Origin of the sequence: Pantoea nemavictus (genome assembly GCF_037479095.1) — a bacterium.
Classification (GTDB): domain Bacteria; phylum Pseudomonadota; class Gammaproteobacteria; order Enterobacterales; family Enterobacteriaceae; genus Pantoea; species Pantoea nemavictus.
Map to the genome: position 1 here is coordinate 3215388 of NZ_JBBGZW010000001.1, position 23078 is coordinate 3238465.

At 55.0% G+C, this 23078-nt stretch carries 22 protein-coding genes and 1 other annotated feature; of the genes, 13 read left to right on the forward strand and 9 right to left on the reverse strand.

The window, feature by feature from the left end; translation table 11 throughout:
• The first annotated feature begins 3 nt into the window (after positions 1–3).
• Entirely contained in the window at positions 4–882 is an 879-nt protein-coding gene (locus WH298_RS14675; protein WP_180823182.1) for a metal ABC transporter substrate-binding protein, read from the forward strand.
• A gap of 44 nt (positions 883–926) precedes the next feature.
• Here WH298_RS14675 and ykgO read toward each other — a convergent pair whose 3' ends face one another.
• The 4 genes from ykgO to WH298_RS14695 all read right to left on the reverse strand — a co-directional run bounded on the left by ykgO (position 927) and on the right by WH298_RS14695 (position 5847).
• A complete protein-coding gene (ykgO, locus tag WH298_RS14680) occupies positions 927–1067 on the reverse strand; it encodes a type B 50S ribosomal protein L36 (protein WP_007886922.1) in 141 nt (46 codons plus the stop codon).
• 15 nt (positions 1068–1082) lie between these two features.
• Positions 1083–1340 carry a type B 50S ribosomal protein L31 gene (locus WH298_RS14685; RefSeq protein ID WP_007886920.1) on the reverse strand — a complete coding sequence of 86 codons (258 nt, stop codon included), beginning with the start codon at positions 1338–1340 and terminating at the stop codon, positions 1083–1085.
• Between the two features lie 149 nt (positions 1341–1489).
• Positions 1490–4639 carry a multidrug efflux RND transporter permease subunit AcrB gene (locus WH298_RS14690; RefSeq protein WP_007886918.1) on the reverse strand — a complete coding sequence of 1050 codons (3150 nt, stop codon included), beginning with the start codon at positions 4637–4639 and terminating at the stop codon, positions 1490–1492.
• Positions 4640–4656: 17 nt separating this feature from the next.
• A complete protein-coding gene (locus tag WH298_RS14695) occupies positions 4657–5847 on the reverse strand; it encodes an efflux RND transporter periplasmic adaptor subunit (RefSeq protein ID WP_049850825.1) in 1191 nt (396 codons plus the stop codon).
• Between the two features lie 142 nt (positions 5848–5989).
• Between WH298_RS14695 and acrR the strand changes: the two genes are divergently transcribed.
• Positions 5990–6628, forward strand: coding sequence for a multidrug efflux transporter transcriptional repressor AcrR (gene acrR, locus WH298_RS14700; RefSeq protein ID WP_007886915.1), 639 nt, complete (start codon positions 5990–5992; stop codon positions 6626–6628).
• Here acrR and rsmS read toward each other — a convergent pair.
• From rsmS to priC, 3 genes are read right to left on the reverse strand one after another with little or no spacing between them, the layout of a single operon-like run.
• Positions 6615–6773 (reverse strand): pleiotropic regulatory protein RsmS, encoded by a 159-nt coding sequence (gene rsmS, locus WH298_RS14705; protein ID WP_007886913.1) that lies wholly within the window; start codon positions 6771–6773, stop codon positions 6615–6617. The two genes, acrR and rsmS, sit on opposite strands and share 14 nt — an antisense overlap.
• A gap of 8 nt (positions 6774–6781) precedes the next feature.
• Complete coding sequence (locus WH298_RS14710) at positions 6782–7027, reverse strand: GlsB/YeaQ/YmgE family stress response membrane protein (protein WP_007886909.1); 246 nt, start codon at positions 7025–7027, stop codon at positions 6782–6784.
• Positions 7028–7078: 51 nt separating this feature from the next.
• Positions 7079–7591 (reverse strand): primosomal replication protein PriC, encoded by a 513-nt coding sequence (gene priC, locus WH298_RS14715; RefSeq protein WP_180823183.1) that lies wholly within the window; start codon positions 7589–7591, stop codon positions 7079–7081.
• Positions 7592–7648: 57 nt separating this feature from the next.
• Here priC and WH298_RS14720 point away from each other — a divergent pair, with 57 nt between their 5' ends.
• The 6 genes from WH298_RS14720 (at position 7649) to htpG (ending at position 13862) form a co-directional block, all read left to right on the forward strand.
• Positions 7649–8038: a DUF454 family protein gene (locus WH298_RS14720; RefSeq protein ID WP_180823184.1), complete on the forward strand. Its 390-nt coding sequence runs from the start codon at positions 7649–7651 to the stop codon at positions 8036–8038.
• A 143-nt stretch (positions 8039–8181) separates the two neighbouring features.
• Complete coding sequence (gene apt, locus WH298_RS14725; RefSeq protein ID WP_049850827.1) at positions 8182–8733, forward strand: adenine phosphoribosyltransferase; 552 nt, start codon at positions 8182–8184, stop codon at positions 8731–8733.
• Positions 8734–8884: 151 nt separating this feature from the next.
• Entirely contained in the window at positions 8885–10903 is a 2019-nt protein-coding gene (gene dnaX / locus WH298_RS14730) for a DNA polymerase III subunit gamma/tau (protein WP_180823185.1), read from the forward strand.
• Positions 10245–10306, forward strand: a sequence feature (DnaX frameshifting element). It overlaps the preceding gene by 62 nt.
• 50 nt (positions 10904–10953) lie before the next feature.
• Positions 10954–11283, forward strand: a complete 330-nt coding sequence (locus tag WH298_RS14735) for a YbaB/EbfC family nucleoid-associated protein (RefSeq protein ID WP_007886899.1) — start codon at positions 10954–10956, stop codon at positions 11281–11283.
• Positions 11283–11888 (forward strand): recombination mediator RecR, encoded by a 606-nt coding sequence (gene recR, locus WH298_RS14740; protein WP_007886897.1) that lies wholly within the window; start codon positions 11283–11285, stop codon positions 11886–11888. Before WH298_RS14735 ends, recR begins: the two co-directional genes overlap by 1 nt.
• A gap of 99 nt (positions 11889–11987) precedes the next feature.
• Entirely contained in the window at positions 11988–13862 is a 1875-nt protein-coding gene (htpG, locus tag WH298_RS14745) for a molecular chaperone HtpG (RefSeq protein WP_180823186.1), read from the forward strand.
• 41 nt (positions 13863–13903) lie between these two features.
• Here the strand turns inward: htpG and WH298_RS14750 are convergent, their stop codons facing one another.
• Positions 13904–14773 (reverse strand): LysR substrate-binding domain-containing protein, encoded by an 870-nt coding sequence (locus WH298_RS14750; protein WP_007886894.1) that lies wholly within the window; start codon positions 14771–14773, stop codon positions 13904–13906.
• Positions 14774–14961: 188 nt separating this feature from the next.
• Here WH298_RS14750 and WH298_RS14755 point away from each other — a divergent pair, with 188 nt between their 5' ends.
• The 4 genes from WH298_RS14755 to WH298_RS14770 all read left to right on the forward strand — a co-directional run bounded on the left by WH298_RS14755 (position 14962) and on the right by WH298_RS14770 (position 19029).
• Positions 14962–15792, forward strand: coding sequence for a DUF6024 family protein (locus WH298_RS14755; protein WP_007886893.1), 831 nt, complete (start codon positions 14962–14964; stop codon positions 15790–15792).
• Positions 15793–15943: 151 nt separating this feature from the next.
• On the forward strand, positions 15944–16588 hold the full coding sequence (gene adk, locus WH298_RS14760; protein ID WP_180823187.1) for an adenylate kinase: 645 nt from the start codon (positions 15944–15946) through the stop codon (positions 16586–16588).
• Between the two features lie 121 nt (positions 16589–16709).
• Entirely contained in the window at positions 16710–17669 is a 960-nt protein-coding gene (gene hemH / locus WH298_RS14765; RefSeq protein ID WP_007886891.1) for a ferrochelatase, read from the forward strand.
• Positions 17670–17727: 58 nt separating this feature from the next.
• Positions 17728–19029, forward strand: a complete 1302-nt coding sequence (locus WH298_RS14770) for an inosine/guanosine kinase (protein ID WP_007886890.1) — start codon at positions 17728–17730, stop codon at positions 19027–19029.
• A gap of 81 nt (positions 19030–19110) precedes the next feature.
• Here WH298_RS14770 and ybaL read toward each other — a convergent pair whose 3' ends face one another.
• Positions 19111–20799, reverse strand: a complete 1689-nt coding sequence (gene ybaL / locus WH298_RS14775; protein WP_180823188.1) for a YbaL family putative K(+) efflux transporter — start codon at positions 20797–20799, stop codon at positions 19111–19113.
• Between the two features lie 458 nt (positions 20800–21257).
• On the opposite strand from ybaL, the gene ushA reads away from it, so the two are divergent.
• Positions 21258–23012: a bifunctional UDP-sugar hydrolase/5'-nucleotidase UshA gene (gene ushA, locus WH298_RS14780; RefSeq protein WP_180823189.1), complete on the forward strand. Its 1755-nt coding sequence runs from the start codon at positions 21258–21260 to the stop codon at positions 23010–23012.
• Positions 23013–23078: the final 66 nt, after the last annotated feature.

Below are 23078 nucleotides of genomic sequence, written 5' to 3' on the forward strand. Positions count from 1 at the left end.
TGAATGAAAAAGTTACCGCTGAGTTTGGCGATTAGCGCCATGCTGATTAGCCCGCTGGCGCTGGCCAAAAGCGTTGATGTTGTGGCGAGCTTTACCGTGCTGGCAGATATCGTGAAGCAGGTAGGTGGCGAGCACGTTAATGTGAAATCGTTAGTTGGCCCAAATGGCGATCCTCACACCTTCGAACCCACGCCGCAAGATAGCCAGGCGCTGTCGCAGGCTGATGTGGTGTTCGTTAGTGGTTTAGGCATGGAAGGGTGGATGGATCGCCTGATCAGCGCTTCAGGCTACAAAGGCACGATTGTAGTGGCATCGAATGGCGTGAACACGCGCAAGATGGAAGAGGACGGTAAAAGCATCACCGATCCGCACGCGTGGAACAGTATGCAAAACGGTGTGATTTACGCCACGAATGTGATGAATGCGCTGATAAAAGCAGATCCTGAAGATGCAGTGGATATTCGCAAAAGCGGTGAAAGTTACATTCAGCAATTGCAGAAGCTGGATAGCTGGGCGGAAACCGCGTTTGCTGAAGTGCCGAAAAACAAACGTAAAGTGCTGACCAGCCACGATGCCTTTGGCTATTTCGGCCAACGTTACGGTGTTAGCTTCCTTGCGCCCGTTGGCTTTTCAACCGAAGCAGAAGCCAGCGCCAGCGACGTGGCCTCGATCATCAAACAGCTAAAGGCCGAGCACATTAATACCTACTTTATGGAGAATCAAACCGATCCGCGTCTGGTAAAACAGATCGCCAGCGAAACGGGGGCAAAGCCGGGCGGGGAACTCTATCCGGAAGCGTTGTCTGAAGCTGATGGTCCCGCGGCGACCTATGTGGCCGCGTTCAAACACAATGTTGACGCCATTCTGCATAGCATGAAGTAAAAAAAAGGCCGGGGAGCATCCCGGCCAATTATCACGACACATTCCTACCTTTTTTTCTTTCTTCCCTGAACCGCCTTAAAGCGCGGATTGGTTTTGCAAATCACATAGATGCGACCTTTGCGACGCACCACTTTGCAATCTTTATGGCGCGACTTCGCAGAGCGCAATGAACTCAATACCTGCATGCCTAATCCCCCGTGTTACTTGTTACGCGTCAGGAAGCTGCCAAAACGCTGATTGAAGCGCGCGGTGCTGCCCTCTTTGGCGAAATCTTTTTGTTTACCGGTGTAGAACACGTGGGATTTTGAGGAAACATCCAGCGTAACGTACGGCAGCACTTCACCTTCATACTCGATGGTGCGCTCGGTTTTGATGGTGGAGCCAACTTTGAAGTATTCGTTAGCTGACGTGTCGTGAAACACCACAGCGCGATAATGGGGATGAATATCCGGTTTCATAGTAACCTCGTTATGTAATGTTATACTATAACAACAGTATGAACCCGAAGCATGATGAATGCAACCGCGTTAAACACAGGTGTTTTTGCAGGGTGGTGAAGGGGTAATAAAAAAGGCCGCATCAGCGGCCTTTTCGGGAAGGGTAAAACTTAGTGTTTATGCTCGACAGGATGACCCTGTTCAATATCACCTTTGTTCTTACTGAAGCGGCGGCGAACCACCACGAAGAACACCGGAACGAAGAAGATAGCCAGCGCAGTTGCTGTTACCATCCCGCCCATAACGCCAGTACCTACCGCGTTCTGCGCGCCAGAACCCGCACCAGTACTGATCGCCAGCGGCATTACGCCCAGGATAAAGGCGAGTGAGGTCATCAGAATCGGACGCAGACGCATACGGGATGCTTCCAGCGTTGATTCAACCAACCCTTTGCCTTCCTTCTCCATCAAATCCTTAGCAAATTCGACAATCAGGATGGCGTTCTTCGCCGACAATCCTATGGTGGTCAACAAGCCCACCACAAAGTAGACGTCGTTGCTCAGGCCACGCAGCGTAGTAAACAGCAGTGCGCCGACGACACCCAGCGGTACGACTAACATGACCGAGAATGGAATCGACCAGCTCTCATACAGCGCCGCCAGACACAAGAACACCACAATCAGCGAGATGGCATACAGCGCCGGTGCCTGGTTGCCAGACAAGCGTTCCTGATAAGACATGCCGGTCCAGTCATAACCGATACCTGCAGGCAGTTTTCCAGCCAACTCTTCCATCAGGTTCATGGCATCACCGGAGCTCTTGCCTGGCGCTGCCTGGCCAAGGATCTCCATCGATGGCAAGCCGTTATAACGCTCCAGACGCGGTGAACCGTACTGCCACTTCGCCGAGGAGAAGGCGGAGAACGGAACCATGGTGCCGCCACTGTTGCGCACGAACCACTTACTGATATCGTCCGGCAACATACGCGAATCGGCTTCGCCCATGACGTACACTTTCTTCACGCGACCACGATCGATGAAGTCGTTGACGTAAGAACCACCCCATGCTGAACCCAGCGTGGTATTGATGTCAGACAACGACACACCCAGTGCCTGCGCTTTTTCCTGATCGATAATCAGTTTGTACTGTGGCGTATCTTCCATACCATTTGGACGTACGCCAACCAGCGTATCCGGATGCTGGGCAATCATGCCAAACAGCTGGTTACGCGCGGCGGTCAGCTTCTCGTGACCCAGGTTACCCTGATCGGTCAGCATGAAGTCAAAGCCGGTGGCGTTACCCAGTTCGATAATCGCTGGCAAGTTGAACGGGAATACCATTGCATCTTTGATCTGACCGAGCGCCTGCATGGCACGTCCGGCAATCGCAGGTACTTTCAGGTTAGCATCGCCACGCTCATCCCACGGCTTGAGGCTGACGAATGCAATACCGGTATTTTGTCCACGACCGGCAAAGCCGAAGCCGTTAACGGTAAACACCGAATTCACGCTGTCTTTCTCTTTGGTCAGGAAGTAATCGGTTACCTGATCCAATACCTTCTGGGTACGTTCCTGGGTTGCACCGGCCGGCAGCTGCGCCTGCGCCAGTAACAGACCCTGATCCTCTTCCGGCAGGAACGAGGTAGGCAGTTTCAGGAACATGTAGGCCATGCCGACAACGATAATGAGATAAATCAGCAGGTAGCGACCGGTACTGCGCACGATATGACCGACACTATCGACATAGTGGTTGGTGCTCTTGTCGAACATACGGTTAAACCAGCCGAAGAAACCGGTGGTTTTACCGTGGTTGCCTTTTGCCACTGGCTTCAGCAGGGTGGCACACAGCGCAGGCGTCAGAATCAACGCCACTAGTACCGACAGCGCCATCGCGGAAACGATGGTGATCGAGAACTGGCGATAGATTACGCCGGTTGAACCGCCGAAGAACGCCATTGGAATAAACACCGCAGACAGCACCAGTGCGATACCCACCAGCGCGCCCTGGATCTGCTCCATCGAACGCTTAGTGGCCTCTTTAGGCGGTAAGCCCTCTTCGGCCATCACACGTTCAACGTTCTCTACTACCACGATGGCGTCATCTACCAGCAGGCCGATAGCGAGCACCATCCCGAACATCGTCAGGGTGTTTATCGAGTAGCCAAAGGCGCTGATAACCGCAAAGGTACCGAGTAAGACGACCGGAACGGCGATGGTTGGAATCAGCGTTGCACGGAAGTTCTGCAGGAACAGATACATCACCAGGAACACCAGCACGATCGCTTCAAACAGCGTTTTCACCACTTCGAAAATCGAAATTTTAACGAACGGCGTGGTGTCGTACGGATAAACGGTTTTCATGCCTTCCGGGAAGAACGGCTCCAGCTTCTTCAGTTCGCCTTTAACCGCATCGGCGGTATCCAGCGCGTTAGCACCGGTTGCCAATTTGATCCCGATACCTGAAGCCGGTTTGCCATTATAACGCGCGATGATCTCGTAGTTTTCACCACCCAATTCAATCTTCGCTACATCACGCAAGCGCACCTGCGAACCATCCTGATTCACTTTCAGCAAGATATTGCCGAACTCGTCTGTTGATGTCAGACGGGTTTGCGCAATGATCGAGGCATTCAGCTGCTGGCCTGGTACTGGTGGCGTACCACCTAACTGACCTGCGGCAATCTGGGTGTTCTGCACTTGCAGCGCGCTGATCACATCCACCGGTGTCAGCTGATAGTTATTCAGCTTGTGGGGATCGAGCCAGATACGCATCGCATACTGCGCACCAAACACCTGGGTATCACCCACGCCCGGCATACGGCTGACCGGATCTTTGATGTTAGAAGCGACATAGTCAGAAATATCATTCTGCGTCATGGTGCCGTCATCACTGACGAAACCGGCCACCATCAGGAAGCTACTGGAAGATTTCTTAACCTGAATCCCCTGTTGCTGCACCTCTTGTGGCAATAACGGCGTGGCCAGCTGCAGTTTGTTCTGCACCTGAACCTGCGCAATATCGGCATCAGTACCAGACTGGAAGGTTAGCGTCAGCGTCAACGTACCTGACGAGTCGCTGCTCGAGGACATATACATCAGTCCATCGATACCGTTCATGTTTTGCTCGATGACCTGGGTCACCGAATCTTGCAGCGTTTTCGCATCAGCACCCGGGTAGGTCGCCTGGATTTCAACCGCCGGCGGCGCAACATTGGGATATTGCTCAATCGGCAGGCTGATAATCGATAGCACACCGGCCAGCATAATGATGATGGCGAGCACCCACGCAAAAATGGGGCGATCAATAAAGAACTTAGCCATGTATCAGTGGCTCCTGTTTATGACGATGATTTAGCAGACGGTGATTCTGGCGCAGCTTTGGCATCGTCGGAGACTTCTTGTGGCGTCACCTGCGCACCCGGTTTGGCACGCTGGATACCGGTGGTGATCACCCGATCGCCTTCTTTCAGACCTTCCGTCACCAGCCATTTGTCGCCAAATGCCTGATTAGCGGTGATGTTACGTGATTCCACTTTGTTATCTGCGCCAACGACCATTGCCGTAGCCTGACCGGTTGGAGTGCGGGTTACGCCCTGTTGCGGTACCAGCAATGCGGTTGGGTTGGTGCCTTCATCCAGACGTGCGCGAACAAACATACCTGGCAGCAGGCGATTGTCCGGATTCGGGAAGATGGCGCGCAGCGTAATAGAACCGGTGGTTTCATCCACGCTGACATCAGAGAATTCCAATGTGCCTGACTGGCTATATGCGCTACCGTTTTGCATCAGCAGGGTGACGTTGGCCTTACCGTCATTCTGTTTCAGCTGACCGGATTCCAGCTCTGCGCGCAAACGCAGGAAATCATCGCTGGATTGGGTCACGTCAACATACATAGGATCGAGCTGCTGCACGGTTGCTAACGCGGTGGTTTGCCCATTTGAAACCAGTGCACCTTCGGTCACTGACGATTTACCAATACGACCGCTGATTGGCGAGGTCACTTTGGTATAGGCCAGATTGATGCGTGCGGTTTCCACATTGGCACGCGCCGCCTGAGCGGCAGCCGCAGTCTGCGCTGCAGTGCCTGCTGCGGTGTCATAATCCTGCTGACTAATGTACTTGGTACCCAGCAGCGGCTTATAACGCGTAATGGTTAGCTGCGCGACGCGGGCATTGGCTTCTGCCTGCGCTAAATCGGCTTTGGCACTGTCATAGGCTGCCTGATAGGTGGCGGGATCGATTTGATACAGCGATTGACCGGCCTTTACATCACTACCTTCAACAAAATTACGCTTGAGAATTATACCTGACACCTGAGGGCGAACTTCCGCAACGCGGAAGGCCGAGGTACGGCCCGGCAGCTCAGTAGTAATTTTCAAGGGTTCGTTTTTTAACGTCACAACACCCACTTCTGGGGGCTGCTGCTGGGCGGCTTGCTGGGATTTATTATCATCACATCCTGTTAACACAAAGCTGCCTGAAAGCATCAGGACGGCCGCCAGAGGCGCTAATCCTCTGTTTTTATTCATAAATAAACCTCTAGTGTCCGATATCAAATGATCAATGGATCACAAACCGATAAACCCATTGCTGCGTTAAAACACGGGTCGTGCTATGGTACATACATTCACAAATGTATGTAAACTTACAAGTTTGTAAAAAAAGCCCAGCATGGCACGAAAAACCAAAGCGCAAGCTCTTGAAACACGGCATCAAATTCTTGACGCCGCATTAGCACACTTTTCCGAACACGGTGTGGCCGCCACGTCTCTGGCGGATATCGCAACAGCGGCCGGCGTCACGCGCGGTGCTATTTACTGGCATTTCAAAAATAAAGCCGATCTATTACATGAGATCTGGCTACGTTGTGACGCTGGGCTGGACGATGTGGAACTTGAGTATCAGACAAAATACCCTGGCGATCCACTTTCTGTTGTCCGTTCGATGTTGATCTATATCCTTGACGCCACAGCAAAGGATCCGCAAAGACGCGCATTAATGGAGATTATCTTTCATAAATGTGAATTTGTTGGCGAAATGTCGACCTTACAGGATATGCAGCAGAGCTTACTGCAAGAGTGTTACGATCGAATTGAAAACGTGCTACGTCTCTGTATTGATGCCGGTCAGTTGCCTGCGGGCCTCAATACACGCCAGGCCGCGCTACTGATGCGGGGCTATATCAATGGCATGATGGAAAGCTGGTTGTTCAACCCGCAAAGCTTTGATCTGGCAGAAGATGCACCACAGCTGGTGGATGCCTTCCTCGATATGCTAAGGCTGAGTCCAACGCTGCTTAGTCCGCCTTAACTTCCGCCGCTTGTTTTTGCTCATAATCATGTTGAACGATCGCCAACGCCGCCAGTACGGTAGCGGTGGGGACGTTATTCTCTTCAAGCAGTTGAATCAAATCGACGGCAAGCTTGATTTCGTCCGGTGCGCTGTCCAGTGACATTTTTTCTCCTAAATACGTAATTTCGCCGCGACCAGCAGCATTAACAGTGCGCCGAGCAGCGCTGCGGCGAAACCGGCCGGATGCAAGGTGGCGAGATCGCCGGTAGTAAAGTAAGTAGCGATATAACCACCAATGAGTGCGCCAATCACCGCCAGCACCAGCGTAGGCACGAATCCTCCCGGACGACCGGGAAAAATAACCCGCTTGAGCCAACCCGCGGCTAATCCCATCACAATCCAAAAAACCAGCGTCATGATTTTCTCCTCCTGCGCATCGCAACGAGTATAGAGGAAAAAGCGCCGTGCTTAGCGCGAAGTAAACTGTAATTCCAGTTTGTAGATGGCGGCACGACAGCGCGCCAGACGCTCCTGTAACTGATCAACTTCACGGATCAGTTGCTGCTGAACGCTCAGGGTTTCAGCCCGCGCCAGATGCTGTTCACGTTGCTGAATCATCGCCAGCAGTCGCTGTTCAAAGCCTTGGTACTCTTCGCGTTTTTTTTGACGTGAATCGATGCGCGGACGCTCACGCTTGACGCGCAACTGTTGGCTATCGCATTCGCGTTGCAAGGCGGCGATCTGATCCAGTACTTTCTCTGCCAGCCACTGACGGCGCGCCACATCGCTATCGGCTGCGGTTAGTTGTGAAACATTGCTTTCCAACTCGCGCAGATAATCCGCCAGGCGCGTGCCGCTGGTGCGAAATAGCTGAGTGTCAAAACGTGGCTGACGACAGGCACCATCCGGCTGCTGCGCAATCTGCTGGCGCAGTAAATCTAACATGGCATGAAGACGCTGTTGTGCGGGCGGTTGGGGCATCACTCGGTTTCCGACTGTGTTAACGTAACGCTGTTTTGACTCTTTCAGGCATCAGGCATGCAGCGTATTTTACTACTGAGCCTTGGCTGGCTGGCGATTGTGCTAGGTACGCTGGGCATTGTATTACCTTTATTACCCACCACGCCATTTGTGTTGCTGGCGGCCTGGTGTTTTGCGCGCTCGTCGCCACGTTTCCACCACTGGTTGCTGTGGCGATCGCCGTTTGGTCGCTATATTCGCCACTGGCAACAGCATCGCGCCATGCCGCCCGGGGCTAAAGGGCGCGCTATCCTGATGATTGTGGCCACCTTTTCCGTCTCAATCTATCTGGTGAATTTGCTGTGGGTGCGCATTCTGCTGGGCGTAATGCTCGCTCTGCTAGTGCTGTTTATGTGGCGCATTCCGGTTGTGGCAGAGAACGCCGACCCGCCGCCGCAGTCGCGTTAGGGTTGCATTTAGCCGGGTATTTGCATAGATTTGGGCATCTTCGTGCGTGGCTTCCCTTATAAACGACTTCGCTTAAGCCGGTTTCCGGTTATTGGCGCTAGAGAAGCTGCGCGTATTAGATATTTTCTCCAGGCGTAACATTTATGACCGCAACTGCGCAGCAGCTTGAACTCATCAAAAACAGCATCAAAAGCATTCCTGACTATCCTAAGCCGGGCATTCTGTTCCGTGACGTGACCAGTCTGATGGAAGATCCGCAGGCCTATGCCGCGTCGATCGCCATTCTGGTTGAGCGTTATCGTGACAAAGGCATCACCAAGGTGGTGGGGACTGAGGCGCGTGGCTTCCTGTTTGGTGCGCCTGTCGCGTTGGGTTTGGGCGTGGGTTTTGTGCCGGTGCGTAAGCCTGGCAAACTGCCGCGTGAAACCTTCAGTGAAAGTTATGAGCTGGAGTACGGCACCGACGCGCTCGAGCTGCATAAAGATGCAATCAAGCCGGGCGATGTGGTGCTGGTTGTCGACGATCTGCTGGCAACGGGCGGCACCCTTGAAGCGACAGTAAAATTGATCCGCCGCGCTGGTGGTGAAGTGAAAGACGCCGCCTTCGTGATTAATTTGTTTGACCTGACCGGCGAAGCCCGTCTCACCGCCATGGGCGTTGAGTGCTTTAGCCTGGTCAATTTCCCCGGCCACTAAGGCCTGTGCGCTCCGCTGTGCGGCGGGGCGCAACCTCCGCAAAGTTATCGGTTGCTGATCCGCTTGTGGCTGTTAAACTACTGCCAAAATAAACAGGGTTTGCGAAACCGCATTTTCTCCCTTCTCCCTAAAATCCAGTGATTGAATCCACATGAGCTATCAGGTACTTGCGCGAAAATGGCGTCCCCAGGCTTTCGCTGACGTAGTCGGTCAGGAACATGTGCTGACTGCGCTGGCCAACGGGTTGTCACTGGGACGAATCCATCATGCTTATCTTTTTTCCGGCACCCGCGGCGTAGGTAAAACCTCGATCGCGCGTCTGTTGGCGAAGGGACTTAACTGCGAAACCGGTATCACCTCGACGCCGTGCGGACAATGCGATAACTGCCGCGAAATCGAGCAGGGGCGTTTTGTCGATCTGATTGAGATCGATGCCGCATCGCGCACCAAAGTTGAAGACACGCGCGATCTGCTCGATAACGTGCAGTACGCACCGGCGCGTGGGCGCTTCAAGGTCTACCTGATCGATGAAGTGCACATGCTGTCGCGTCACAGCTTTAACGCGCTGCTGAAAACCCTTGAAGAGCCGCCATCACACGTTAAATTCCTGCTGGCGACCACCGATCCGCAGAAGCTGCCGGTAACAATCCTATCGCGTTGCCTGCAATTCCATCTCAAAGCGCTCGACGTTGAGCAAATCCAGCAACAGCTGGCGCATGTATTACAGCAAGAGCAAATCGCCGCCGAACCGCGCGCGCTGCATCTGCTGGCCCGCGCCGCTGACGGTAGTATGCGCGATGCGCTCAGCCTGACCGATCAGGCGATTGCGATGGGGCAGGGCAGCGTAACGCGCGATAGCGTGGCGCAAATGCTCGGCACGCTCGACGATGAACAGCCGCTGGCGTTGATTGAAGCGCTGGTGGACGGGCAGGGCGAGCAGGTGATGGCGCTGCTGAACCAGGCGGCCTCACGCGGGGTTGAGTGGGAAGCGCTATTGGTAGAGATGCTGCGTTTACTGCACCGCGTGGCGATGGTGCAGCTGCTGCCGAGTTCGCTCAGCGAGGACGATCTCAGTCAGGCCGATCGCCTGCGCGAGTTAGCGCGCGTGCTGCCTCCAGCGGACGTGCAGCTCTACTACCAAACGCTGTTGATGGGACGGAAAGATCTGCCGCTGGCACCGGATCGTCGCTTAGGCGTTGAAATGACGCTGCTGCGTGCCCTGGCATTCCATCCGCAGGCGGCAATTGCTGAGCCGGTAGCGCGTCCAACCTTGACGCCACAAGCCGCGCCACAAGCCGCGCCACAAGCTGCGTCGCAGGTTGCGGCCCCCGCAGCAGCGTCCGCGCCTGTCGCGTCTGCGCCGAAAGCGGCTCCGGCTGCACAACCGCATATGGCACCGCCGGATAATGAGGCGCCGCCGATGTCAGATGATTATCCTGACCTGCAATCTGCGCCCGATCCGCTACCCGACTCCACCAGCCAGTTGTTACAGGCGCGAACGCAGCTGCTGCGTCAGGGAGCCGGCAAAGCAAAAAAGAGTGAGCCGGCAGCGCGTTCCGCGCGGCCGGCGAATCCGGCGCTGGAACGTCTCGCTAGCGTCACTGAACGCGTACAACAACGTGCGGCTGAACCTGCGGTAAAAGCACCGGCTAAACCGGAAGCCTATCGCTGGAAAACCCAGCTGCCGGTTGAGGCGAAGCCTGAACCCGTGGCGACGCCAAAAGCCTTGCGTTCTGCACTTGAGCATGAGAAAACCCCTGAGCTGGCGCTACGTCTGGCGGAAGAGGCTCAGCAGCGCGATGCATGGGCGGCTGAGATTGCCGCGCTGACGCTGCCGAAACTGGTGCAGCAGGTGGCGCTCAACGCGTGGAAAGAGGTGGCGGAAAATGGCATTACGCTGCATCTGCGCAGCAGCCAGCGCCATCTCAATTCTGCTGCTGCTAAGCAGGCGCTCACGGAAGCGTTGAGTAAGTCTGCCGGTCAGCCGGTTGAATTGACTATTATTGAAGACGATAATCCTACGGTATTGACGCCACTGGAGTGGCGTCAGGCCATTTACGAAGAGAAGCTGTCGCAAGCGCGGCAGTCGATCGAAAGCGATACCCACATTCAGACACTGCGTCGCTTCTTCGATGCCGATTTGGATGAAGAGAGTATTCGACCGGTGTGAACATGCTGCCGCGCGTTGATTGCGCGCAGCCCCAGCAGAGAGAGAAAACTATGTTTGGTAAAGGCGGATTGGGCAACCTGATGAAACAGGCCCAGCAGATGCAAGACAAAATGGCCAAAGTTCAGGAAGAGATTGCCGCGATCGAAGTGACCGGTGAATCAGGTGCTGGCTTAGTCAAAGTAACCATCAACGGTGCGCACAACTGCCGTCGTGTCGAAGTCGATCCAAGCTTGCTGGAAGATGACAAAGACATGCTGGAAGATTTGATTGCGGCGGCGTTCAACGATGCAGCGCGTCGCATTGACGAAACGCAGAAAGAGAAAATGGCTTCAGTTTCTAACGGTATGCAGCTGCCACCTGGCTTCAAGATGCCGTTCTAATGCAAACCAGTCCACTGCTTGAATCTTTGATGGAGTCGTTGCGCTGCCTGCCGGGCGTTGGCCCGAAGTCGGCGCAGCGCATGGCTTTTCAGCTGTTGCAACGCGATCGTAGCGGTGGCATGCGTCTGGCGCAGGCTCTGACCCGCGCCATGTCGGAAATCGGCCACTGCGCTGATTGCCGTACCTTCACCGAGCAGGAGATTTGCACCATCTGCGCCAATCCACGCCGTCAACAAAACGGTCAGATTTGCGTGGTGGAGAGCCCGGCGGATATTCACGCCATTGAGCAGACCGGCCAGTTTGGCGGCCGCTACTTTGTGCTGATGGGCCACTTGTCACCGCTGGATGGCATTGGTCCGCAGGATATCGGCTTAGATCGGCTGGAGCAGCGTCTGGAGCGTGAAACCTTAACCGAAGTGATCCTCGCTACCAATCCCACGGTGGAAGGGGAAGCCACCGCCAACTACATCGCCGAGCTGTGCGGACAATATGGCGTTGATGCCAGCCGCATTGCGCACGGTGTACCGGTTGGCGGCGAGCTGGAAATGGTCGACGGCACCACGCTGTCGCACTCGCTCGCCGGACGCCACAAGATTAAATTCTAATCACTTGCCGATGTCTTCGCGGACATCGGCTTGAAATCCTGCCCTTCATCCCCATTTCTCTCTCAACGTATCATCAACCCCGATTCAGTTGAGGTAGCAATGACCATGAAAGGACAAGAGACGCGTGGCTTCCAGTCAGAGGTAAAACAACTTCTGCACCTGATGATCCATTCGCTCTATTCAAACAAAGAGATTTTCCTGCGCGAGCTGATTTCAAACGCCTCTGATGCCGCCGATAAGCTGCGCTTCCGCGCGCTGTCGACGCCAGATCTGTATGAAGGCGACGGCGACCTGCGCGTGCGCATCTCGGTCAATCCGGAAAACCGCACCCTGACGCTCAGCGACAACGGCATCGGTATGCGTCGTGATGAGGTGATTGAGAACCTCGGCACCATCGCCAAATCCGGTACCAAATCTTTCCTCGAATCCATGGGTTCCGACCAGGCAAAAGATAGCCAGTTGATCGGCCAGTTTGGCGTTGGCTTCTATTCTGCCTTTATCGTGGCCGACAAAGTCACCGTGCGTACTCGCGCGGCGGGTGCAAAAGCCGATGAAGCGGTATTCTGGGAATCAGCCGGTGAAGGTGAGTACACGCTGGCGGAGATTGAGAAAGCCGATCGCGGTACCGAGATCACCCTGCACTTGCGCGAAGGCGAGGACGATTTCCTTGATGCATGGCGCGTGCGTAACGTCATCAGTAAATATTCCGATCACATCGCGCTGCCGGTTGAGATCGAGACTAAAGATGAAGAGAGCGGCGAAAGCAGCTGGGAAAAGATCAACAAAGCCCAGGCGCTGTGGACGCGTAATAAGTCAGAGATCAGCGACGACGAATACAACGAGTTCTACAAACATATCGCCCATGATTTTAGCGATCCGGCGATCTGGAGCCACAACCGCGTGGAGGGTAAGCAGGAGTATACCAGCCTGCTGTACATCCCGGCGCGCGCGCCGTTTGACATGTGGAATCGCGACAGCAAGCACGGCCTGAAACTTTACGTGCAGCGCGTGTTTATCATGGACGACGCCGAGCAGTTCATGCCGAACTACCTGCGCTTTGTCCGTGGTCTGATAGATTCCAACGATCTGCCGCTCAATGTGTCACGTGAAATCCTGCAGGACAGCCGCGTTACCCAAAGCCTGCGCGCCGCGCTGACCAAGCGTAGCCTGCAGATGCTGGAAAAATTGGCGAAAGACGACGCGGAAAAATATCAGCAGTTCTGGAAAGAGTTCGGTCTGGTGCTGAAAGAAGGTCCAGCCGAAGACAGCGCCAATCAGCAGGCGATTGCCAAACTGCTGCGCTTTGCCACCAGCCAGAGCGAAGGCGCCGAGCAGACCATTTCGCTCGACGATTACCTGAGCCGCATGGTGGAAGGTCAGGATAAGATTTACTACATCACCGCCGACAGCTATGCCGCCGCGAAGAGCAGCCCGCATCTGGAACTGTTCCGCAAGAAAGGCATTGAGGTGCTGCTGCTCTCCGATCGTATCGACGAATGGATGATGAGCTACCTCACCGAATTCGACGGCAAAACCTTCCAGTCAGTCAGCAAAGCGGATGATTCGCTAAGCAAGCTGGCCGATGAAGAGACCGAAGAGCAGAAAGAAGCGGAAAAAGCGCTGGAGCCGTTTGTTGAGCGAGTGAAAACTCTGCTGGGCGAGCGCGTGAAAGAGGTGCGTCTGACGCATCGTCTCACCGACACGCCAGCAATCGTCACCACCGATGCTAACGAAATGACCACGCAGATGGCGAAGCTGTTTGCAGCGGCCGGTCAGGACGTGCCGGAGGTGAAGTACATCTTCGAGATCAATCCGGAGCATACGCTGGTGAAACGCGTGGCGGATACCCAGGACGAAACGCGCTTTGCCGAGTGGGTTGAGCTGCTGCTGGATCAGGCGTTGCTGGCTGAGCGCGGTACGCTCGACGATCCGAACCAGTTTATCCGTCGTATGAATCAGCTGCTGACGGCGTAATTGCACCAAACTCGTAAGGTCGCCATTCCTGGCGACCTTTTTTATATCTGCGCCTGATCGCGTAACCAATCGCGAAACAGCGTAATCTCCGCATCGTGCTGGCGTGAAATCTTGGTCATCATCAGGGTGGCGCGATCGACGCGCACAAAGCCCAACGGCGCAATCAAGGTGCCGTCACTCAACTCCTTACGCACCAACAGACGTGGTGCCATGATCACGCCTAAGCCATTTTTTGCCGCCTGAATCCCTAACGTCAAATTATCGAAATGCTTGCCGATCCAGAAATTGCCGCGCGCGCCGCTGGTTTTCGCCCATTCCGCCCATGCATGCAGGCGCGTATCGGCGTGCAGCAGCGGCAGCGAGGCGAGATCCTGTTCGCTTTGAAAACGCGCCGCAAACAGCGGAGCGCACAGCGGGCCGATATAATCATCACTGATCAAGGTGGCATCAATATCGTCATCGGGTGATTGCTCAGCGCTGAGGATCAGCACATCGGTGTGCTCACTGCGCAGCTGGTCAATCTCCACCAGCGGCTGAAACTGCACTTCAATATCGGGATAGCGCTGATAGAAGCTGGCGATGCGTGGAATCAACCATTGCGCCAGAAAGCTGGGCGCGCAGGAGACGCTGAGGTGATGACGCATGCCGGTGCGGATGCTTTCGCAGGTGGTGGAGAGTTCGCTGAACGCTTTCTGACAACTCACCAGCAAACGCTCACCGTGTGAGGTTAATTTGACGCGTCCGCTGGCCCGCACAAACAGCGGCTTGCCCATCCAGCTTTCCAGCTGCCGCACCTGATGGCTGATGGCGCTGTGGGTGACATGTAGACGTTCGGCCGCCACGCTAAAACTGCTATACAGTGCCGCCTGGTGGAAATATTGCAGAGCACGTAATGATGGAAGCGCGGTCATACTCGTCCCTTGTGTAAAAACCTAACAGGGATTGTCAGTTTATATCATTTTAATGTCCAGCCGCATTGGCCTAACCTTTCCCCCAGATTATGGCGGGTTGACGGCTGAGCCTCTCTGTGTTTTACGCCGAAGTTACCGCCACGCTTCACTTCCCGCACACAGCACAATAACCAGAGAAATGTCACGCGATGGCTCCACAACTTGCTACTGCCAGGGCGGCGGCGGCGCGCGATAAGCTTCGCGGCTTGCTGTCTCGTCATTACCGGCTTGAAAATTACGATATCTTCTTCGCCCCCTCTTTGCATATTGCACGGGTGCTGCTTTCCCAACTCTTTCTTCGTCAGGAGCAGGCGCGTAATCAAACTCGCTATGCCTCGCAATATCCGGTCAGTGAACTCAGCGTGTTGCCCACCTTGCCGATGATGGCGGGCAATATTGCGCTGGTGGAGCACGTTGATATGCAGCAGGGCCGGGTACGCGCACTGAGCGAATGTCAAAGCCAGGGCGTTACCGATGCGTCGGAGTCGTTTGCTACGCAGCTGCATAAGCGCTTAATTAGCGATGCGCGGCTGTTTGTTGCGCGCCTCGACAGGCATGCTGCGCTTTGTGGTGATCTGGTGATGATTGCGCTGCGCACCGCGGATTTCAGTACGCTGGTACGCAGCGAGCTGCGGCTGTTTGAGCAGGGATTAGCGCTAGGCGAGGCGCCGGAACAGGCACTTGAATTAATGGATGATAGCGAGTGGCGGCCCTTCAACATTGCTATGGTGGAGAATATCGCGCTCGACTCGCCCTTTATATTGCACTCTATTCAGCAACCGGGTTTACCCTTTGCGCTTTTTCCGCTACCGAGCGGTCTCAATGCTCATGCATTACCGCAGGATATTCAGGTTCTGCCACAGCAGGGTCGTTTGCGGCTGCGGGCCAATGTGCGCGGCGGCGTAAACAAACATCTCAACGTCACGCCGACCTTAAAAAAGCGCCTGAAGGACGTGCTGATGCTTAGCCGTAATTCTTAAAAACAGGCACTCTGCTGGTATTCGCTGACAAAGCAGGTCAAAGTAGGCCTTTCATGGCAAGCACGCCCGTTTCCTTGTGGTGCGCGGGTCATAATGGTATGTTCTTCGCCTTCTCAGATTGAACAATGCAATTCGCAAGGGGAATTACGCAATGCGTATTATTCTGCTCGGAGCTCCGGGCGCAGGTAAAGGCACTCAGGCTCAATTTATCATGGAGAAATACGGTATTCCGCAAATCTCCACGGGTGACATGCTGCGTGCGGCAGTGAAAGCAGGCACCGAACTGGGCCAACAGGCTAAAGCGATCATGGATGCCGGTAAACTGGTGACTGACGAGTTAGTGATTGCGCTGGTTAAAGAGCGTATCGCGCAGGAAGACTGCAAAAACGGTTTCCTGCTCGATGGCTTCCCACGCACTATCCCGCAGGCTGATGCCATGAAAGAAGCGGGCATCAAGGTTGACTACGTGCTGGAGTTTGCTGTTCCGGACGAGCTGATTGTGGATCGTATTGTCGGTCGTCGAGTCCATACGCCATCCGGCCGCGTTTATCACGTCACCTACAATCCACCGAAAGTGGCAGGTAAAGATGACCTGACCGGCGAAGAGCTGACCACGCGTAAAGATGACCAGGAAGAGACCGTGCGTAAGCGTCTGGTGGAGTACCATCAACTGACCGCGCCGCTGATTGTCTACTACGGCAAAGAAGCGCAGGACGGCAACACCGAATATCACAAAATCGACGGCACCCGCCCGGTCGCTGAAGTGAGCACGCAATTGGCCACAATCCTCGGCTAAGGCGTTCTGGGGCCGGTTGTCCGGCCCTTTTGCAGCAATTGCTTTCCCCTCCCACGATTTCCGCTACAATTTCCCCCTGATTTTGCATTTGACCCATTCGTTTCGACATCAAGGAAATACAATGAGGCAAGAAAAGCCCGGGGTTTTGCTGGTTAATTTAGGCACGCCAGACGCACCCACCACACCTGCGGTTAAGCGCTATCTGAAACAGTTCCTCGGCGATCCACGTGTGGTCGATACGCCACGCTTATTGTGGTGGCCGATTCTCAATTTCATCATTGTGCCATTCCGATCGCCGCGCGTTTCGAAACTCTATGCCTCGGTGTGGATGGAGGAAGGCTCGCCGCTGATGGTGTTCAGCAAACGTCAGCGTGAAGCCTTAGCGCAGCGTTTAGATATGCCGGTTGAACTTGGCATGAGCTACGGCCAGCCCAGCCTGGATAGCGCCCTGCAGCGTCTGCTGGCGCAGGGCGTCAATAAACTCATCGTGCTGCCGCTCTATCCACAGTTCTCCTGTTCGACGGTTGCGGCGGTGTGGGATGGATTAGCCACCAGTTTCAAACCGCTGCGTTCACTGCCGGAAGTGGCGTTTATTCGCGATTATGCGGAACATCCGGCCTACATCGCCGCGTTGAAAGCCTCGGTGGAGCGCTCCTTCGCGCAGCATGGCGAACCGGATCTGCTGGTGCTGTCATATCACGGCATTCCGCAGCGTTTCGCCAATGAAGGCGATGATTATCCGCAGCGCTGCAAAGACACCACGGCTGCGCTGGCGGCGGCCTTAGGCATTGCACCGCATAAGATCATGATGACCTTCCAGTCGCGCTTTGGCCGCGAGCCGTGGTTGACGCCGTATACCGACGAAACCATGAAGAGTTTGCCGGCGAAAGGCATCAAGCACGTGCAGGTGATGAGTCCAGGCTTTGCCGCAGATTGCCTCGAAACGCTGGAGGAGATTAGCGGGGAGAACTGCGAGATCTTCCTGCATGCCGGCGGCGAAAAGTTCGAGTATATTCCGGCGCTCAACGACGATGCTGAACATATTGAAATGATGGTGCAGCTGGTCAACGCGCGCCGTTAAGGGTGTGGCAGAGAGTGTGATATCATTCTCTGCCTGATTTTCCCTGACGGCACTCTCGATGAAATTTCCCGGCAAACGCAAATCCAAACACTATTTCCCCGTCAACGCGCGCGATCCGCTGCTGCAAGCTACGCAGCAAGAGCAGGAAGAGGGCAGTTGGGTGGTGGGTATCGACCAGACGCTGGTGGATATCGAAGCCAAAGTCGACGATGACTTTTTGCAACGTTACGGTCTCAGTGCCGGTCACTCGCTGGTGATCGACGATGCCACCGCTGAGGCGCTCTACAACGAACTTATGCGTGAAGAGCTCATCAGCCATCAGTTTGCCGGCGGCACCATCGGCAATACCTTACACAACTACTCCGTTCTCGCCGATGATCGCTCTGTACTGCTGGGCGTAATGTGTAACAACATCCAGATCGGCGGCTATGCCTATCGCTATCTGTGCAATACCTCCAGTCGCATGGATCTCAACTTCCTGCAGGGCGTTGATGGCGCCATTGGCCGCTGCTTCACGCTGATTGGTGAGCAGGGCGAACGCACCTTCGCCATCAGCCCTGGTTTAATGAATCAGCTGCATGCTAACAACATCCCGGAAGAGGTGATTGCGGGGGCGTCGGCGCTGGTGTTGACCTCTTATCTGGTGCGCTGCCAGCCGGGCGAACCGATGCCGGAAGCGACCTTGCGCGCCATCGAATATGCGAAGAAACACAATGTGCCGGTGGTGCTGACGCTCGGTACTAAATATGTGATTCAGGATAACCCGCAGTTCTGGCGCGATTTCCTGCGCGATCACGTCTCGATCGTCGCGATGAATGAAGAAGAGGCTTTCGCGCTGACCGGTGAGCAAGATCCGTTGCTGGCATCGAACATGGCGCTGGATTGGGTGGATTTAGTGCTGTGCACCGCTGGGCCGACCGGTTTGTACATGGCCGGATTCACCGAAGACGAGTTCAAACGCAAAACCAATCATCCGCTGCTGCCAGGCGCGCTGGCCGAATTCAACCAGTATGAATTTAGTCGCGCGATGCGCCATAAAGATTGTCAGCAGCCGCTGCGTATCTTCTCGCATATCGCCCCGTATATGGGCGGGCCGGAGAAGATCATGAACACCAACGGCGCGGGCGATGGCGCACTGGCCGCGCTGCTGCATGACATCACCGCCAACAACTTCCACCGCCAGAAGGTGCCTAACTCCAGCAAACATGGCCGTGAGTACCTGACGTATTCGTCGCTGGCACAAGTGTGTAAATATGCGAACCGGGTGAGTTATCAGGTGTTGAACCAGCATTCACCGCGTCTGACGCGCGGTCTGCCGGAGCGGGAAGACAGTTTAGAAGAGTCGTATTGGGATCGTTGATGGTGGCATCGGTGCGCATTAATGCGCACCTGACGCCGTAGGGTCGCCATTTATGGCGACCTGGCCTGAGACCGCACAAATTTAAATCGGGCACTCACGCACAATCGGGTTCTGCGCTATCTCTTCTTCCAGCACGTGCAACATGCTGTTAGCGATTTCACGTTCGCCCATCACCACACGATTGGCGCCGCGCTCCATAATGTAGGTCACCTCATCGTCATAATGCGCGCGTGCGATGATCTCAATGTCCGGACGCTTCTCACGCGCTGCGGTCACCACTTCACCAGCTTCATAGCCATTCGGAATGGTCAGCAGCAGCCAGCGAGCGCAGTCGAGGCGCGCTAACTCCATGGTATCGACGCGTGCTGCATTGCCCAGTACCGCTTTGATGCCTTGCTCGCGCAGCGCTTCAACGCGAGGACGGGAGTTTTCCACCACTACCAGCGGCACATCCGCTTCCATTAGCTTTTGTCCCAGCAGGCTGCCAACGCGGCCATAGCCGACCAGCACGGCGTGGTTACAGATATCCACCGGAATTTGCTTCTCCTCTTCAATGGCTTCTTCCAGCGTCTGCTCTTCCATAGTCTCGGTTTTATCGAGATAGCGTTCCAGAATGGTAAACAGAATCGGGTTAAGCATGATGGAGAGAATCGCCGCCGCCAGCACCAGATTGCGACCTTCGTCGCTCAGCATACCCAGCGAGATACCGAGACCGGCGAGGATAAAGGCGAATTCACCAATCTGCGCCAGGCTCACTGAAATGGTCATTGCGGTACGACGTGAATGACCCAGCAGCGTCACCAGCAGCCAGGCGGCAATGGATTTGCCCAGCACGATAATCGCCAGCGCGCCAAGTACCGCCAGCGGCTGCTCAAGCAGGATCATCGGATCAAACAGCATGCCGACCGAAACAAAGAACAGCACGGCGAAGGCGTCGCGCAGCGGCAAGGTATCGTGGGCGGCGCGATGGCTGAGTTCAGATTCATTCAATACCATGCCGGCAAAGAAGGCGCCAAGCGCGAAGGAGACATCAAAGAATTCGACCGCACCAAAGGCGATACCGAGCGCCAGCGCCAGTACCGCAAGGGTAAATAGCTCACGCGAACCGGTAGCGGCACTCTTGGCGAGAATCCATGGCACGACGCGGCGGCCTACCACCATCATCAGCACCATAAAGGCGACGACTTTGCCGATGGTCAGCAGCAGATCCCACAGCAGCAGAGTTGGGCTGGCGTTGCCCTGTTCCAGCATGCCGGCGATGGCGGGCAGCAGTACCAGCGTTAGCACCATCACTAAATCTTCTACGATTAACCAGCCAATAGCGATTTGTCCGCGCTGGCTATCAATCAGTTGTCGTTCTTCAAGTGCCCGCAGCAGCACCACGGTACTGGCGGTAGAAAGACACAGGCCGAATACCAGGCCGGTCATCCACGACCAGCCCATGGTCCAGGAAAGTCCCATTCCCAGCAGCGTCGCCACGGCAATTTGCGCGATGGCGCCAGGAATGGCGATGGACTTTACCGACATCAAATCCTTCAGCGAGAAGTGCAAACCGACGCCGAACATCAGCAGAATCACGCCGAGTTCAGCCAGTTCTGGTGCAAGGTTGGTATCTGCGACAAAGCCTGGCGTGAAAGGGCCGGCCAGCACGCCAGCCAATAAGTAACCGACCAGCGGTGAGATGCGCAGGCGGTTTGCCAGCATACCAAGGAGAAATGCGAGGACCAGCCCCCCGACAATGGTAGTGATCAACGGTGTGGTGTGATGCATGCCTGTCTCCTTGTGTGCAAATGTATCCGCTTGTAACAACCTAGTGTAATGCACAATCGCTCACCGCGTTTAAACATTTGAGCGGTAAAAGACCAGTAAATTGAAAAAATGAGACAAAAACGCAGCTGAAGCTTCATTTTCATCAGTTATCTCACTATATCGGCTGCAAATACGCAGAATGAAGGGCGATGAGGAAAAATAGTTGCCCTGTGAAAGGGGCTTAAGGAAAGTGGTTATCACAGATAAAGCCGTCATAAAGGGGATAACTGGTGACCAGGCCAGGATTTGGACGGTGGATAGCAGATTAGATTCTGGTGATGAGCAGTAGATCGTTGCAAGCTGATCCACGTAAAACGTCTTTCATCTTGAGTTAATAAGTCATCTGTGCGACACAGAAGGGCGAAAACGCAGATTAAGTCCACCGCTCAGTGGAAAAACGCAGAATAAGGAGATCGGCATTGTTTTTATCACCGCGAAAAGGGCGCTGGCTGGCGCTGTTAGTGTTACTGCTGCCGATGCTGGCGCAGGCGTGGCAAACGGATCGCAGTTATCGTTTCAGCATTTTGCACACCAACGATCATCACGGTCGTTACTGGACTAACGCTCAGGGCGAATACGGCCTGGCGGCACAGAAAACCTTGATGGATCAACAGCGTTATGATGTGCAGGCTAAAGGCGGTGGTGCGCTGATTCTCTCAGCGGGCGATGTGAACACCGGCGTGCCAGAGTCAGATATGCTGGATGCGGAGCCGGATATTCGCGGCATGAATCTGGTCGGCTATGACGCCATGGCGTTGGGCAACCACGAATTTGATAAACCACTCAGCGTGCTGCAGAAGCAGCAGAAGTGGGCCAAGTTTCCGTTCCTTTCGGCCAACATCTATCAAAAAGGCACCGATACGCGCTTATTTAAGCCGTGGGCGACGTTTAATCGCATGGGGCTAAAGATCGCGGTGATCGGTCTGACCACCACCGACACGCTGCGCATCTCCAATCCGGAGAATATCGCCGCTATCGATATCCGCGATCCGGTGAAAGAGACCGAGAAAGCGGTGGCGGAACTGCGCGCCAGTGAAAAACCTGACGTCATTATCGCACTAACGCATATGGGTCATTACGACGACGGTCAGCACGGTAGCAATGCGCCAGGCGACGTTGAGCTGGCACGCAGCCTGCCGCCCGGCACCCTCAATGTGATCATCGGCGGCCATTCGCAGGATGCGGTGTGCATGGAGAAAGAGAACGTCAGCGTAAAAGATTATCAGCCGGGCCAACCGTGCCAGCCGGATCGCCAGAATGGCGTGTGGATCATGCAGGCGAAGGAATGGGGCAAATTCGTTGGACGTGGTGACTTCACCTTTCGTAATGGCGAGCTGACGCTGGAGAGTTACCAGCTGATCCCGGTGAATCTGAAACACAAAGTGAAGAACCTCGACGGCAGCGAATCCTGGCTCACCTGGCAGGAGGAGATCCCGAAAAACAGCGCGATGATGAAGCTGTTAACCCCTTATCAACTGCGTGCCGGCAAGAAGCTGGATGTGAAAGTCGGCAGCAGTGATGGCGTATTCGTTGGCGAACGCGACAAGGTGCGATTTGAACAAACCAACCTCGGTCAGCTGATTTTGCGTGCGCAGATGGCGGCGACCAAAGCGGACTTTGCCGTGATGAGCGGTGGCGGCATTCGCACTTCGCTTGCGCAGGGCAATCTGAGCTGGCGCGATTTGCTGCAGGTGCAGCCGTTCGGTAATAAGGTGGTATCGGTCACGCTGACCGGCAATGAGTTGCTGAACTATCTGGCGACAGTGGCCAATATCAAAGTGGACTCAGGTGGCTTCGCGCAGTTCACCAACATCAGTTTGGTAGCGGATGGCAAAGGCGTGAGCGATGTGAAGATTAACGGCGAGGCGCTGCAAAAGGATAAAACTTATCGCATGGCGACCAACAGCTTTAACGCCAGCGGCGGCGACGGTTATCCGAACATCGAAACCCATGCCGGCTTCAGCAATAGCGGGCTGCGCGATGCCGATGTGCTGCGCGAATTTGTTAGCCAGCATTCGCCGTTGAAGATTGCCGACTTTGCGCCAACCGGCATCGTGCATCTGACGGAAGCGCAGATTGAGGAGCGCAACAAAGCGCAGGAGAAGCAGCGGAAACCAAGCTATCCGCAGATGATTCTGGCGTGGATTTGGCCGCGCGCCGCGCAGCAACATTGAACGTTGATGGCCAGGTGCGCATGATTGCGCACCTGGGCCGTAGGGTCGGCCGTCATGGCGACCGGT

Coding starts and splice junctions, on each gene's coding strand:
- WH298_RS14675 (WP_180823182.1), top strand. CDS start 4: ATGAAAAAGTTACCGCTGAGTTTGGCGATTAGCGCCATGCTGATTAGC.
- ykgO (WP_007886922.1), bottom strand. CDS start 1,067: ATGCAGGTATTGAGTTCATTGCGCTCTGCGAAGTCGCGCCATAAAGAT.
- WH298_RS14685 (WP_007886920.1), bottom strand. CDS start 1,340: ATGAAACCGGATATTCATCCCCATTATCGCGCTGTGGTGTTTCACGAC.
- WH298_RS14690 (WP_007886918.1), bottom strand. CDS start 4,639: ATGGCTAAGTTCTTTATTGATCGCCCCATTTTTGCGTGGGTGCTCGCC.
- WH298_RS14695 (WP_049850825.1), bottom strand. CDS start 5,847: ATGAATAAAAACAGAGGATTAGCGCCTCTGGCGGCCGTCCTGATGCTT.
- acrR (WP_007886915.1), top strand. CDS start 5,990: ATGGCACGAAAAACCAAAGCGCAAGCTCTTGAAACACGGCATCAAATT.
- rsmS (WP_007886913.1), bottom strand. CDS start 6,773: ATGTCACTGGACAGCGCACCGGACGAAATCAAGCTTGCCGTCGATTTG.
- WH298_RS14710 (WP_007886909.1), bottom strand. CDS start 7,027: ATGACGCTGGTTTTTTGGATTGTGATGGGATTAGCCGCGGGTTGGCTC.
- priC (WP_180823183.1), bottom strand. CDS start 7,591: ATGCCCCAACCGCCCGCACAACAGCGTCTTCATGCCATGTTAGATTTA.
- WH298_RS14720 (WP_180823184.1), top strand. CDS start 7,649: ATGCAGCGTATTTTACTACTGAGCCTTGGCTGGCTGGCGATTGTGCTA.
- apt (WP_049850827.1), top strand. CDS start 8,182: ATGACCGCAACTGCGCAGCAGCTTGAACTCATCAAAAACAGCATCAAA.
- dnaX (WP_180823185.1), top strand. CDS start 8,885: ATGAGCTATCAGGTACTTGCGCGAAAATGGCGTCCCCAGGCTTTCGCT.
- WH298_RS14735 (WP_007886899.1), top strand. CDS start 10,954: ATGTTTGGTAAAGGCGGATTGGGCAACCTGATGAAACAGGCCCAGCAG.
- recR (WP_007886897.1), top strand. CDS start 11,283: ATGCAAACCAGTCCACTGCTTGAATCTTTGATGGAGTCGTTGCGCTGC.
- htpG (WP_180823186.1), top strand. CDS start 11,988: ATGACCATGAAAGGACAAGAGACGCGTGGCTTCCAGTCAGAGGTAAAA.
- WH298_RS14750 (WP_007886894.1), bottom strand. CDS start 14,773: ATGACCGCGCTTCCATCATTACGTGCTCTGCAATATTTCCACCAGGCG.
- WH298_RS14755 (WP_007886893.1), top strand. CDS start 14,962: ATGGCTCCACAACTTGCTACTGCCAGGGCGGCGGCGGCGCGCGATAAG.
- adk (WP_180823187.1), top strand. CDS start 15,944: ATGCGTATTATTCTGCTCGGAGCTCCGGGCGCAGGTAAAGGCACTCAG.
- hemH (WP_007886891.1), top strand. CDS start 16,710: ATGAGGCAAGAAAAGCCCGGGGTTTTGCTGGTTAATTTAGGCACGCCA.
- WH298_RS14770 (WP_007886890.1), top strand. CDS start 17,728: ATGAAATTTCCCGGCAAACGCAAATCCAAACACTATTTCCCCGTCAAC.
- ybaL (WP_180823188.1), bottom strand. CDS start 20,799: ATGCATCACACCACACCGTTGATCACTACCATTGTCGGGGGGCTGGTC.